The following is a 14,705-nucleotide window of genomic DNA, read 5'->3' on the forward strand; positions in this document are numbered from 1 at the left end:
TAGAGAATTTTTGACTTACCTTTGTGTCGGCGGTACGACCAGCTCCTGCTGAATCCCCCAGGTCCGGAAGGAAGCAAGGGTAGGCGGTCGTAGCGGTGCGATACCGCCTCTTTTTTTTAATAAATAATTAGTAATTCTTATGCTTTAAATATTTATTATCTACTCTTATTATATCTCTTTCATCCAACCTTATCTCTCACATAGATTAACTTAAATCTACCCTTTTGGTTTTCTCTTTGCTCTACTTCGAATCTTTCGATAGCTGAGATCAATGGTGTCAACTTTTGATATCCATAGTTTCTTGAATCAAAATTTGGTTGCTTCTTTTGGAGCAAATTACCAACATCTCCCATAAATGCCCATCCTTCATCGTCGGCCAAATCTCCGACTGTAGCGGCAATTAAATTGATTAATTTTGGATTGATCTTATCAACTTGAGGTCTATTGTGCTTCTCCCCTCTTTGTTCTTCTTGATTATCTGGCTCCTTGCGCAAAATTTCCAAATAGATGAATTTATCACAGGCAACAATAAAAGGTTCTGGTGTCTTTTTCTCCCCTAACCCAATCACTGTCATACCTGCTTCACGAAGCCTAGTTGCCAATTTTGTAAAATCACTATCACTAGATACAAGACAAAATCCATTGACTTTTTCAGAATATAATATATCCATTGCATCAATAATCATGGCAGAGTCTGTAGCATTTTTTCCAGTCGTATAGCCATATTGCTGAATAGGATTGATGGCATTTTCCAATAAAACATTCTTCCATTTGCTCAACTGTGGTTTTGTCCAGTCACCATAAATCCTTTTTATAGTTGGATTTCCATATTTGGCAATTTCCTCCATCATTTCTTTGACTTGACCTGATGGTACATTATCGGCATCAATCAATACGGCTAGTTTTATGTCAGTATTCATTTTTTTCTGGTTTCGATGATTTTATGCTAAATATCAAATATACGCAATACAAAATACCTATCCCGAAAAATTCACAGTCCAAGCTATCAGGTTAGACATTTACAACAAATTATTCGCTAAAAATGTCTGTAAACTCTTTCTAATTTGTACTTTAGTTTCTTTATCAACACTAACAGTAATAGACAATGATTGTATCTACAACAAACTCCTTAGAAGGATATGAAATCACAGCTTATTTGGGAATAGTTTCTGGAGAAACGATAATCGGAGCCAATATTTTCAAGGATTTTTTCGCCAGCATTACCGATATTGTCGGTGGTCGCTCTTCTGCTTATGAAAAAGTCTTGAGAGAAGCAAAAGCAACTGCTATGGCAGAGATGGAAATGCAAGCTAGAGCTTTTGGAGGCAATGCTATCGTAGGCGTTGACCTCGATTATGAAACTATCAGGGAAGGAATGCTGATGGTGACAGCCAGTGGCACAGCAGTGAAAATAGTAAAAAAGGAAGCTTAGTGTTTTTTCACTTAAGTATTACTTAAAGGCAATAATGGATTCACAATTTTACAAATTGTGAATCCATTGAAGTAAGTAACCGCATAGTAATGCCCCGTAAGTCCCTACAGCATAGCCCAAAACTGCCATCAATACCCCAACTGGAGCAAGTGCTGGATTAAATGCTGAAGCTACAATAGGTGCGGAAGCAGCGCCGCCAACATTTGCTTGAGAACCAACAGCTACAAAGAAGAATGGTGCTTTAATGAAATAAGCAACAATAAGCATGATGATCACATGGAAGAACATCCAGATAATTCCGATCAAAAATAAAATTGGATTATCAAAAATAGCCATCAAATCCATCTGCATGCCAATAGTTGCCACAAGTACATAGAGCATTACTGATCCTAATCGAGAAGCTCCTGCCCCCTCCATCTCCCGTGCTCGTGTAAATGATAGTATCAAACCACCTGTAGTTGCAATTACTACAATCCAAAAGAAAGTTGAATCCAATGAATATTGACTTAGCTGAGGATAATTTTCTCCAATGAACGGCGCAATATTATCTGCTATAAAATGAGCTAATGCAGTTACTCCAAACCCAACTCCTAAAATTCTCATCGTATCAGAAGTTGATGGAATTTTCAAAATACCTTCTCTGTATTTCTCTACTTTGTCTTGTAGTTCGTGTATTGCTGAACTATCTGCTTTAAATAACTTATCTATTACTCCAGGTTTTGCTGCCCAATAAAGTAAAACAGCCATCCAAACGTTAGCCACCAATACATCTACTGCAATCATTTGTGAAAATAAGGAAGGACTAGCACCAAAAATCTCTAACATAGCAGTTTGATTCGCACCACCACCAATCCAGCTCCCTGCAATAGTGGAAAGACCTCTCCAGACTTCATCTGGACCTACTCCACCAAGAATCTCTGGATAAACCCATGAAATAACAAACAAAGCCATAGGGCCGCCCAAAATGATCCCTAGAGACCCTGCTAAAAACATTATTAAAGCTTTTGGCCCAAGCTTAATGATTCCTTTGAAGTCAATACTCAATGTCAAAAGTACCAAAGAAGCTGGAAGCAAATATCTGGATGCCATAAAATACAAATTTGAAAACTCACCGGAAATCAATCCGAAGGAATTCAAAACTGCTGGGATAAAATAGCAAAGTAAAATAGAGGGGACTACACGATAGAACTTTTGCCAAGAAGGGTTTTTACTATTGGATGTAGCGAAAACCAAGGCTAGAATTAACATTAAAATGCCAAAAACTACAGCATCATTGGTCAGTAAAGGAGCTTGCTCTTCCATTATATTTGGGTTAATGAATTACATAAATACACCAAATGACCCAATTCCACAAAAAAACAACACTAGTTATTTTCCCATAGGTACATAAATTCTCCTAACATCATAGCAGTAGCACCCCAAACCATTTGTTCCTCAATATCAAAATAAGGAGCTCGTAATTTATGCTTTTTTCTCACCAAAATTTCTCCTTCCTTTCTGATATTCTTATCCATTAACTTTTCGATAGGACAGGAAATAATCCGCTCTACTTCAAAAGGGTCAGGAATAAAAGTTGGTTTTTCTTCTACAAAACCTATAAAAGGAGACACCAAAAAGTTGCTTGGAGGAATAAATAAATCTGAAAGTTTACCTAATAAATTAATCTTACTCTGATCTAAACCAATTTCTTCTTCAGTCTCTCTCAGGGCTGTTTGACTCAAATCTTTATCCGAGGCTTCCCATTTCCCTCCTGGAAAAGCAATCTGTCCTCCGTGAGTACCGTCATAATCTGGTCTTTTGATAAAAGGAACAAGTGTTCCACTCTCATCTGGATAAAAAAGCATAAGAACTGCCCCCTTTCTGGGATTAAGTGGTTTCAACTCAGCAAAACGAGCTTCATCAATAGGCTTTGGAGCCATAATGACCTGCCCTAATTTCCCCGGAAGCGGTAAACTGAGTATTTTTTCTAATTTTTTTATGATTTCGTCAAACTCCATCTGTTGTCTCCAAGCTGCTAAATCTCTTTATTAAAAAACTCTCTCTGATATACGATTTGGTGTGAAGTGGGTTATCATACTGGCTTACAACCCCGCTTTTTGGATAGATGATCCACACTTTTGGAGAAACTCCATTTTCGCTTTCAAAATGGCCTACTACCAACAAAGCCTCTGAAGATAACCATACAGCATCTTCAAAAACTCCTGATGGTCCCATAAACAACAAGCGTTCTCGCATACCATCGGATTTATAGTAAGTAACTTCTGCATCAGGATTGAAATAAGGCTCTCCAGTCTCTGGAAAAACCACCTTGTAGCTATAAATGTCAACTACTCCATCACCTTCAGGGTGTTTTTTCAAAAATGGAAAAAATGGACTTTCACTACCAATATGAATTTCCTCAGGTCTTTGAATTTGTTCTAAAGAGTCTGTTCTTGAATAAACAAAACCTTGTAAATTAAAATCAGGTGCGTTACTTTTCCAATGAGATGACCAAGATGAGAGTTGCTGAATTCCGATTTCTAAAAGTTGCTTTTCCTCTTCAGCAGCTGAGATCGAATTGGTTTCGGAAATATTTTCCTCGCTTGATTTTTCGGAGGTACATGCTCCAAAATAAACAAGTATAAAAACAAGAAGAAATAACTTGAAAATATTGTTGGAACCCATGTGATGAAGAAGGTTTTAAATGAAGGCTAAAGAAACAGAAAATCTCTTAAATTAAAAAAAGGTTCGAACATTGCCCGAACCTTTTCTATCTCTCAAACCTATTAAACCTATTGTAGATATTCATTGTATGAATAACATGCGGGAAAGGTAGAAAATGTTTTTTTATTGTCCAAACAATCGATTGCGAAAATTTTATTCGGTTTATAAAAAAAGATTTTTGACCCTCAATTCTATTTCTATATAGAAGTGTTAAAAAAATAAAACCCAAATAGAATTATATGATTATCCGCTACTTTGCCAGTAGGGTTGGATAGAAGCAATAATAAGTCGGTCAAAGAGTCTTTCTCCAAAGTATCTTCGGTTTAGTTTGTAGCAAAACTCGTCGATGTAGTTCTGAAGCCTTCTTTCTGATATCATTTTATACTTTCTAAGATCACTTTTGAGGTTACTGATTGCTGTATGAGCCCATTTAAGGTTGAATCTACCCTCTTTTGTTGAAGATAATTCGGTGACATGGACATCCACGAAGTCCTCAAATTTAGCGTAAGTGGTACTATCATCGGTTTGAAGAACAGCATCTTTATTGATGAAGTCTTTAATCAGTTTCTCTGCCGTTTTAGCCTTTAAGTCCTCAATCTTCTTCATCTTGAAGTAGCGGCAGCTTTTGGTTAACTTCTTTGTCTTAGGATCCTCAAGAATGGTTGATTCAGCCATCACAGCCACTGTGGACTTCTGCTGAGTTCCTCGGCCCCGATTGAGATTCTTCTTTTTCTGGGCTGAGGTTGACTTGGTGATGTAAGCTTCATCATATTCTACCATGTCTTCGAGCTTATATTGATCATCCCGCTTACCCATTATGACACGAATCTTATGGCATAAATCAAAGACGGTTTGGTAGCGAGTAAACCCCATTTGTCGCTGGAGTTCAAGAGCGGTAAACCCCTGCTTAGTGGCACTAAAGAAGGTCATGGCCATCAACCACTTACGAAGTGACAGATTGCTATTTTCCATCACAGTTCCACTTTTCAAACTGGTACGGAATCCACAACTTTTGCATTGAAACATACTTTTACTGTGAAGCCAATAGTGCTCTTTTTCCTCGCACTTTTTGCAAACCACGCCTTCCTGCTCTCGTTTAGCTTTGAAAAAGCTAATACAGGATTCTTCATCTGGAAAGCGCTCTTCAAACTTCAAAATATTCATGGTCAGAACCTTTGTTTTGACCAAGTAACCTCTCTTTAGCTTGATTACCAATCGATTGTCACCAACTGTCAGTATATAATTTGGCTACTGGCAGAATTCCGTATATTCATATAGAATTATGCCTTCATTGGATTCTAATGCAGAACTTTAGTTAAATTTAATTTTAATTCAAATATCAACTAATTACATCAAAAAATGAGGCATTCAAAAGCCATTGACTATACAGTTCAAACTATTACTCTAGGCTTTGAAAATTATATTGATGAATTCAATAAGCTTACCCAACTAGCCGCTGTGTATTTTGCTCAAAGAAATTGGAAATTGATGCACGAAAATCATAGAAATAGGCTGAGATTGTATAAAGATTTTGTTCAGCAATGTAGAAATGCACTTGAAGAACAACTTCAAACAAAGGTCTCCGATTTAGAGTTTTGGCACAAGTCCAAACAACAATACTCAGATCAAATTTCTAAAAGAAAAGATAAAGAATTAGCTGAGACATTTTTCAATTCCGTAATCCGAAAAACAAAACCTAACCTTGCTATTGATGAAAAACTGATGTTTGTACATGAAGGATATGATTCATGTGACATTCACTCAACAGAAAACCTATATCATACCTATCCTTCAGCATGGGGACTTCAAAAAATCATCAAAAGGCTATTAGCGGATTTTGATTTTGGGGTAAAATATATGAATCAAGAAGAAGACATAATATTTCTAGAAAATACAATAAAAAAGGTCATTCTGAGCAGATATAAAGTAGATGATTCCACTGTTACACAAGTATTAAAAAAAGTCTTTTATCGCAACAAAGCTGCTTACCTTATTGGTCGGACTTATGTGGGAGAAAAATGGATGCCGTTTATCATCCCTATCTTGAATGGGCCAAAAGGAATTTTCATAGACACCATGATTTTCGACCCCAAAGTGATGGCTCATATGTTTAGCTTTAGCAGATCATATTTCATGGTAGAAGCTGAGATTCCTTCGCAAATGGTTTCTTTCCTCAATGCTGTCATCAGTCACAAGCAAATACATGAACTCTATAATGCCATAGGATTTAACAAGCATGGAAAGACCGAATTCTATCGGGACTTTCTCAACCACCTCAATCAGAGTAAGGATCAATTTGTAGTGGCCGAAGGTATCTTGGGAATGGTGATGACGGTGTTCACATTGCCTAGTTACAACATTGTGTTTAAGATGATCAAAGATCATTTTGAGCCACCTAAAAATATGACTCGCCAAGAAGTCCGAGAGAAATACAAATTGGTCTCTTTACACGACCGTGTTGGAAGAATGGCAGATACACATGAATTTGAATTTTTCCGATTACCATTGGAAAGAATTCATCCCGCAATGTTACAAGAGTTAAAAAACACCTCTAATTCACTTTTGTTAACTACAGAAAAAGAATTGATTATCAAACATCTATATACCGAAAGGAAGATGATTCCTTTAAACCTTTATTTGGATGAATGTTCCCATGAAGATGCTAAGCAAGCGGTAGAAGATTATGGAAATTGTATCATTCAATTGGCACAAGCTAATATTTTCCCTGGAGATATGATGATCAAAAACTTTGGAGTGACGAGACAAAAAAGGGTGATTTTTTATGATTATGATGAAATAGAATTTTTGACTGATATGAATTTCAGATGGAAACCAAAAGCTGAAACTTACGAACAAATCTACGCTTCAAGCCCTTGGTATGATATTGCTAAAAATGATGTATTTCCCGAAGACTTCAAAAGTTTTATGATTGGAAGAGCAGATGTCAAACAGCACTTTCTAGATTATCACAAAGAGTTATTCAATCCGGATTATTGGGTGTCAATTCAAAGTCAAATCAAAGCCGGTGAGTTGCTCCATGCTTTTCCTTATTCCAAATCTATCCGATTCAGACCAGAAGAAAGTATCTAAAAAGGATAGCCAATTGCAAAGTTGAAAATGAGATTTTCTCTTCTCCATGTTCTGCTTTTGATATCAAAAGTATTTCCCCATCGCTCGTTTTCGGGAAGGTAGGGAACTCGAAGAGGTGTTGCTAAATCAAATCTAATCACAAAGAATTCAATGTCTATTCTGGCACCAAACCCTGCTCCAACAGCCATTTCATTCCACCAGTTTGAGGTAAATTTGCCGCCAGGAAGAGCTTCATTTTCATTTACCAACCATACATTTCCTGCATCTACAAACAACGCTCCTTTTAACACTGAAACTAGTGGAAACCTATACTCAATGTTTCCTTCAAGTCGAACATCTCCCGCTTGATCGAAAAAAGATCCCAAACTCACTTGCTCTGGCCTATATGTACCTGGTCCCAGACCTCTAATTCTAAATGCACGGACACTATTCGGTCCTCCCGCAAAAAACTGCTTTACAAATGGTAAAGATTCTGAATTTCCATAAGGCAAACCCAATCCACCAAAAATTCTCGTAGCTATCGTATGTTTCTGATTTGGTCTCCAATAATATCTCAAATCCAAATCCCCTCTCGCATATTGTGCATAATTCAATCCCAAGAAAGTTCCCTGTTCTGTTCCCAAAAATGTGTTAGCTAGATTGAATCCGTTGCCTGCCAAATCAAGCCCTGCGCCAAAGAAGATTCCATGCGTTCGAAACCTGTCGGACAACTTGTTATAATTAAATGTATAATTGATCCCAGCAATAAACTGTTGCTCAAAACTTCTTCTTAGAAAAGGATTGTTATCCAAAATCTGCTCGAATTCAGGTGAAGTTCTAGTGAGATTGACCAAGTTTAAACTGATTGGATTGATTTCGTGATAGACAAATCTATTGGCATTCCAATAATAGCCATAGTTTGCTGAAAAGGTATTTAGACGATATAGTCCACCCCTACTCTGATATTCTGTTCCCAAACTCATTTTCGTTTTCGGAACTGAATAGCTAAACCGCTCTTTTATAGGAATGAAAAAAACTACTCTAGGGAAAATCAAATCGGCTTTCAAACCTAATTCGATTGAATTCAAACCTGAAAGCTGTCCGCCTGCAAGTTGGTTTTCGTAAGCAAATTTGGCTGTAAGATTGAGTGTCTCACCTCCATGAAACAAATTCCTATTTCTGTAAATAACATTCAATGCTGGCCCAGCAAAATTGTTTGATTTTGATACACCTTGGAGCTCGACTCTAATTGATCGCTTGTTCAGCGGAGACAGGTAGATATTGGCATCTAAATTCCCTTTAGTAACACTATCCTCCAATTCATCATATCGCAAATTGACAAACCTGTAGTTGCCTATTGAGCTCAATCTATTACTTGTCAATCTTGATTTTTTGGGGGAATATAGAGCACCTTTTTCCAATAAAACATATTGCTCCAAAAGCTCAGGCTTAAAAACTTCCACCCCTTGAATAAAGTCCTTCCCATCTATGGTAACTGTATCGATTTTTCCTTCCTCGTCCATCACAGAGTAATTAGGGAAAATTCTAATGTTATTCACCACATAAGGAATTACACCATTGCTTGGAGTGTTTGATTTTAATCTTAAAAATAAGTCAAACTCTCTTTTATCACTAACATTTGTATCTGCTTCAAAAATGAGATAATTCGCATTGAAGTTATAATATCCAAGATCTTTTAATGCCTCGTCGAGTCTTTCTCTTTCGTTTTTCAATAAAGAAAGGTCAAATCGATTTCCTTCTTTCAATTCAGTTTCCTCCATTAAGGTCTTTATCTCCTTGTCTATTTCTAAGGAATCCCGATCAATCTTGAAGTTTCTAAGTGTATAGGGTTTGGTTACATTTACTTGATAATTAATAGAAGCAAACTTTTCGCCTCGATTCACTTCTGAAGTTGCCGAAGAATAAAAAAACCCTTTGTTTTCTAATCTATTGATTATTAACTCTTCCGTCTTACCTGGGTCTACTTTGCTAAAATAAACAGGTTCTTCTCCTAACTTCTTTTTCAAAAACCTATTGATAAAGCCAGGCTTTTCTTTACTTCCTTTATAATGTGCCCAAAGTCCAAAATACATTCCCAAAATCTTGGTGTTTGGTTCTGGCCTCACCAATCCTTCCAGCTCAGTTTTGACTTCTTTAAAATCTTTCAAAGATTCTTCTGATTTTAAACTCAATTCCGCCCCTATATATAATCGCTCGTCTTCAGGTATGAATTTCTTCACACTACAAGCCTCACTAAAAGCTAGTAAAAAACCAAAACTCAATATGTAAACGGATTTAATCTTCATTTTCCTCCTCTTTTACTCCTTCTGACTTTCCTTCTGACATTCCTTCTGAAGACTTTTTTTCTTCCTCAGATTCCTTTTCGCCATTTCTCTGTTGTAACTTATCTATTGGGTTTTCCTCTTTTTTGTTCAAATCTATTCCCTTCCAAAGCTCTGTGAACTGATTAAATTCCCTATTGAAAATGACTCCAATACCAGTAATGATCAATTGACCATCAATAATACTTTCAAATTGGTTTTTTCTGAAAGCTCTCAATCTATAGCGACCATTCTCAGTAAGTATGTATTCCAAACTCACATTTCCTAAAATGGCATTCGTTTGATCTGGGTTTTGGGAACTTCCTTCAATATCAACTTGACTTCCTACCTGTACGACTAATCTATCATCGAATAAGCGTTTTCTTGCACTTACATTGAGTTGGGTTCGATCTTGGGCACTTCCACCTTGATAATCCGTAAAACTATCCAAATCAAAATCTAGCTCCAATCCAGAATTCCCAAACACACTGCTTGAAAGCGCATTAAGCTGCCCCGAGAGTACTTGACTCACACTATTCCTTGCAATCGCAGAAGTGCCACCACCTGAGCCATCACTTCCTGTTGAAGGGAAAAATCTATTCAAGACCAACAGCGAAAACACCTGCTTATTGAGTTCGTCTTCTTGTTCATTCACTTGCAAAACTCTGCTGTAAACATTGCCACCCAAAGCTCCTCTTTGATCCTCCGGCATATCTAATCTGAAGGAAATTGCTGGTTTCAGTAATTCCCCATCAACATTCAAATAAACTGAGAATGGCAACTCCTGTAAATATTGTGTTCTGTTTTCGGTATTGGAACTTGAAAGCTGAGAAGCCATCAGTTCAGATGAAGCAGTCCTAACTGTATAAATTGCTGAAATATTCAAATCAGCATCCATAGGGTCACCGTTCCAAGTTATCCGGCTTCCTGATGCGATTTCAAACCTTCTGCTGACCAAATTATACAAAGACATTTCATAATGCCCTTTGCTGATTTCATAGTTTCCACTTAAAGTAACTCTACCGTTAGGATTGATTTCCATATTCAAATCCGCATTCCCAGATACTTGAAGGTTATCTCCAGATCTTTCATCTACAATAACTTTAAAAATTGCAGCAGGATCAATTTTAAGAATGGATCGAATATCATATCCTGAAAATGCATTAGGAGTTTCTTCCCCTTGTCTGGTCAAAATGTCGTAAGGATCTTGTCTATTTACAAAAACAACAACTCCTTCTCTTTCAACAATATCTAATTGTGTTTCTGGAATAAGAACAGTAAAATCTGTCCCTTCTTTTACGGTGACACTAGCATTGATCCTTGGTAAATTTAAGTCACCCTTGACAGTGACATCTGCATCTAGAATTGCACTTCCAAAAAACAATTCATTGTCATCACGGGTAGAATTGACTGCTCTAAAACTATTCGCCTTTAGTGTCAGATCAAAACTCGGATTGATGTAGCTTTCTGTCAAAACTGACCCATCGATAATAAATTTTTGGCCTTCAGTATCCTGGAATGTGAAATTATTTAAATAAATCCCATCATTATCAATACTAATTTTCTCCTCTGGCAAAAGGTATTTTGAGTTCAATTGAGCGACAGTAAAAGATGCATTATTGAAGGCAATTTCTCCATTGTAAATTGGCTCTGTTGTAAAGCCTGATGCATTGACCTTACCAGAAAGAAACCCTGAAGCATCTCTCAATTCAGATCCTGACAAGGCTGCTAAAAGTTGCATCTCAATTTTATTCAAATCTAAATCCAGATCAAATTCCCCACCAGCTTCATCAGCAACAAAACTACCGCCCATGTCGAGATCTACGCCACCATCTTTCAGAGCAAGTTTCAATTTATAATTCCCTAAATTCTCAGACACTGCATCTAAAGAGAGATTTCCCAATGGCACATCCAAAGCTTTGAGTTCATTGATTTTTAGGTTTGCCAAGAGTCCAATCGCTCCAAAAGGATTTTCAACAACTAATCTTCCATTGAGCGTACCTCCTGCCAGCAATTCGTCAGGGTTGAATAATGTGGTGAAAGTTTCTAATCTGAAATCTTTGAATTGCATCGCTAAATGTTCCTCAGCCACATCATCCAAATCATCTCGGATCAATAATTCCTGATTGTTTCTATTGAATCTAAATTCTTCGAAGTGAATGTAATTTTCGGCAATTAGAATCTCATTACTTTCAGGAATATTCCATTCTCTTTTATTTAATAACAGATCATCTGGCGAAAAATGAATACTTAATGTATCTCCTTTCATTCCTATATCTGAGGCTACATGAACCATTTGTTCATTCCCATCAAAGGAATTAAAATCAAAATAAAGTCTTCTATTCTCTAATTCACCCGTAAAATAAGTCCTATCCATAGCCAATGGCCCTGATTCTAATCGTAAAAAACCAAAGGCAAGATCTAAGTCTTTCTGATCTGAACTTACTCGTACACCCAAGCTATCAATTTCAATTCCTGAATATTTCAAATAAGGAAAATCTATATCAGCATCTAGCTTACTTATGTTTTGATCAAAATCTACTTCGATTCTGGCTGTATCGAGTTTTTCCAATCCTTGTAGAAAAACCTGATTCAAAATTGGAGCTTGATTTAGAGTCAAATTCAAATTCATCATCACTTCTCCTTGAGCAATTGAAGTGGAGTCTTGATCCTCGTCTAAATAATTGACTAGATGCTGATACAGCGCATCACTCAAGAGTTGTGGCGAAGTATTTGACCTTAGATTTCCGTTGACAAGTAGACTTTTGATATCTAAACTGGTGGAATCTTCTCGAACCCGAGCCTTTAAATCTAAACTTCCAACTGGATAGTTTCTATCTTCAAACACCATAATGGCATCTTTCAGATTAGTCTGTAAATCAAAACTGCTTGGATTCCCTTCAAAAGTTGCAGTAAACAAAAATTTCCCTCGAAGATCTTGAGGAAAGAATCCTAAATTGAAAAAATCAGCACCTTTCAAATCTAAATTCAAATCAATTTTAGAATTAATTGAATCTAAGTCAAGTTTGGTCAATAAATCAAAATCCAAATATTCATCTTCCAAAGCAAGATGAACATCACCTACACCATTGTCTAATTGCCCTTCTAAAACTAGCCCAGAATAATCATTGCCATAAATCTTCAATCTTTCAAAATTAGATGACAATTCTGCTGTTAGGTTATCTATTGAAGTTCCTCTTCCATTACTTTGAATATCAAAAGTCAAAGTATCCAGGCCTGAGTTTCCAAGTAAATTACCTATTTGTAGTTCAATTACTTCTATGTTAGCCAAATACGTAATTTCCCCATTGTTTTTGAATGCACCATCAAACTTGATTTTGCCCATCTCTGTGTCGAGTGCAAGGTCAGCTGTTAAATCATCGAGTTTACCTTTTGCTTTTGCTTGAAGAGAGATGTCTTCAGGCAGGTTTATTCCTCCAAGATTTTGTTCATCGACAAATTTTAAGATCGTTTTTTTATCCGTATTGAGGTTGATTTTAGGAAAGTCAAAGGCAAGCAATTCCATGTCAATAACATTATATAACCTTCCTGAACCTGCTAAAGAAGATTGATCCCATTTCAAATCGATATTGGGAATTACAAGGGAATTGACGTTTCCATTGGCTCGCATTTTCAACCTCAATGGAGCAGAAGCGAGGTTTCTAATCATTTCGTCTTGGCTCAAACTTGGTTCAAAAAAGTATGCATCACGAATGTCTCCCAAAAATTCATTTATTGTTAACTCGAAATTGCTTTTATCTGGATTTTCCATCAATGCTTGCATTGAATCAAAACCAAGATTTACATCTGCCAAAAGCCTACTTCTATTCGTTTCAATTTCTAAATTAGCAAGAGCAATGAATTCGTTCTCTACCTTCACACCTGTTGAAAAAGTCTTCAACTCAAATCCTCCCGATTCTTGAAATTCGAATTGATTGAGGTTGAATCCAGCTTTTTCATTTTTGAGATAAATATTATCCAGACTCGCAGTCAAATTCTCAAAAATCATAGCTTCCGGATTAAAAAAACCTTGTTGAATATCAGTATCCCGTGTTTTGAATTCTAACCTATTTTCAGCTAACTCAATACTTCCCACATCAACTTTCCATTCAGGCCAAGAAAACGAAATATTTTCAACTTGCTCTTCTTCTTGATTTACAACTTGAGGTACAGAAAAATCATGATATAAAATTTGAGATTTTTCCAAAGTCAATGATTTGACAAGTACTTTTTGATCAGCTAAATCAAATTCAGGCATTTGAAGATTCAGTTCTCCAATATGAACATCTGAAAATTGGGAATCTACTTCATTGTCATAAGTCAATGATACGTTTTGGATTAAAAAATTCTCTAAAGAAAGCAAAGTTGATATTTCCGAATCGGGATCAGAATCCTCAGTTTCTTCAAATGGCTTTGTTTGTCGATAACTGACCTTACTATTTTTCAGCGCCACATTTTTAATATCAAAGGCCAAATCCTCCAAGTTCATTGAAGCAATATTCAGATCAAATTCTCCCAGTTTTAATTTTGCATCCATACCCATTTTTTCATCTTGATAAGACAAATCAAAATTTCTAAATGAAATTGGATCTAATGAAATTTTTAATGGTTCGGAGTCAGATTCAGGAATCTCTTCGTTTTGTAGATCAGGTTCAGTAGGTTCAGAAACGAAAGCATTTATTAAAAAATCATAATTGAATTCCTCAGAATTTTCTTGCCTACTGATATTTGCTTTCAAGCCGTCCCATTCAAGTTTAGAGATATGAATATCTCCTGTTCGAATAAAATTAATTAACCCAAACCCCAATTCAAGATCTTTGGAGTATAACAAGGTGTCTTTTTTTAAATCCTCAATGTATAATCCTTGAAGTGAAAAATTGCCTGCAAAAGTTATAAATAGGTGGTCAATTTCGACTTGAGTACTTGTTTTATCGGAAAGGTATGCTGTAGCTTTATTTACGATTATCTGCTGTCCATAAGGACTTCTGACGAATAATATCAGAACTATTAGAACTAGGAAAATGACAGAGAGTACAATTCCTGATATTTTTAAAAATTTCTTCAAAAGCTTTTTGATAATAAAGACTCTGTTTGGAGTGATATAAGTTTCAAATGTAACATTATCGTGAATTTATAGGGCAAAAATAAAGCCATAATAATTTAAATTCTTTTAAATAAAA

Annotated in this window: 9 protein-coding genes and 1 other RNA gene; 3 read left to right on the forward strand and 7 right to left on the reverse strand. The window is 36.2% G+C overall.

Features of this window, described 5'->3' with window-relative positions; all coding sequences use genetic code 11:
• Positions 1 to 25: 25 nt before the first annotated feature.
• Positions 26 to 114, forward strand: an RNA gene (ffs, locus tag BELBA_RS19190) — signal recognition particle sRNA small type.
• Between the two features lie 65 nt (positions 115 to 179).
• Here ffs and BELBA_RS16700 read toward each other — a convergent pair.
• Positions 180 to 920, reverse strand: a complete 741-nt coding sequence (locus tag BELBA_RS16700) for an NYN domain-containing protein (RefSeq protein WP_014773853.1) — start codon at positions 918 to 920, stop codon at positions 180 to 182.
• Between the two features lie 185 nt (positions 921 to 1,105).
• On the opposite strand from BELBA_RS16700, the gene BELBA_RS16705 reads away from it, so the two are divergent.
• Positions 1,106 to 1,432: a YbjQ family protein gene (locus BELBA_RS16705; protein WP_014773854.1), complete on the forward strand. Its 327-nt coding sequence runs from the start codon at positions 1,106 to 1,108 to the stop codon at positions 1,430 to 1,432.
• Between the two features lie 48 nt (positions 1,433 to 1,480).
• On the opposite strand, the gene BELBA_RS16710 is transcribed toward BELBA_RS16705, so the two are convergent.
• The 4 genes from BELBA_RS16710 to BELBA_RS16725 all read right to left on the reverse strand — a co-directional run bounded on the left by BELBA_RS16710 (position 1,481) and on the right by BELBA_RS16725 (position 5,299).
• The gene (locus BELBA_RS16710; protein WP_014773855.1) at positions 1,481 to 2,734 is read right to left on the reverse strand and encodes a DUF819 family protein; all 1,254 of its coding nucleotides are present in this window, start codon (positions 2,732 to 2,734) and stop codon (positions 1,481 to 1,483) included.
• Positions 2,735 to 2,796: 62 nt separating this feature from the next.
• Positions 2,797 to 3,429 (reverse strand): NUDIX hydrolase, encoded by a 633-nt coding sequence (locus BELBA_RS16715; protein WP_014773856.1) that lies wholly within the window; start codon positions 3,427 to 3,429, stop codon positions 2,797 to 2,799.
• A complete protein-coding gene (locus BELBA_RS16720) occupies positions 3,419 to 4,096 on the reverse strand; it encodes a hypothetical protein (RefSeq protein ID WP_014773857.1) in 678 nt (225 codons plus the stop codon). The genes BELBA_RS16715 and BELBA_RS16720 overlap by 11 nt, the downstream gene beginning before the upstream one ends.
• A 282-nt stretch (positions 4,097 to 4,378) precedes the next feature.
• Entirely contained in the window at positions 4,379 to 5,299 is a 921-nt protein-coding gene (locus BELBA_RS16725) for an IS1595 family transposase (protein ID WP_014771118.1), read from the reverse strand.
• 195 nt (positions 5,300 to 5,494) lie between these two features.
• Here BELBA_RS16725 and aceK point away from each other — a divergent pair, with 195 nt between their 5' ends.
• A complete protein-coding gene (aceK, locus tag BELBA_RS16730) occupies positions 5,495 to 7,225 on the forward strand; it encodes a bifunctional isocitrate dehydrogenase kinase/phosphatase (RefSeq protein ID WP_014773858.1) in 1,731 nt (576 codons plus the stop codon).
• Here the strand turns inward: aceK and tamL are convergent.
• Entirely contained in the window at positions 7,222 to 9,510 is a 2,289-nt protein-coding gene (tamL, locus tag BELBA_RS16735) for a translocation and assembly module lipoprotein TamL (RefSeq protein ID WP_014773859.1), read from the reverse strand. The genes aceK and tamL overlap by 4 nt on opposite strands.
• Positions 9,500 to 14,590, reverse strand: a complete 5,091-nt coding sequence (locus tag BELBA_RS16740) for a translocation/assembly module TamB domain-containing protein (RefSeq protein WP_014773860.1) — start codon at positions 14,588 to 14,590, stop codon at positions 9,500 to 9,502. Before BELBA_RS16740 ends, tamL begins: the two co-directional genes overlap by 11 nt.
• Positions 14,591 to 14,705 lie beyond the last annotated feature (115 nt).

The sequence above is a fragment of the Belliella baltica DSM 15883 genome, from assembly GCF_000265405.1.
Taxonomy (GTDB): domain Bacteria; phylum Bacteroidota; class Bacteroidia; order Cytophagales; family Cyclobacteriaceae; genus Belliella; species Belliella baltica.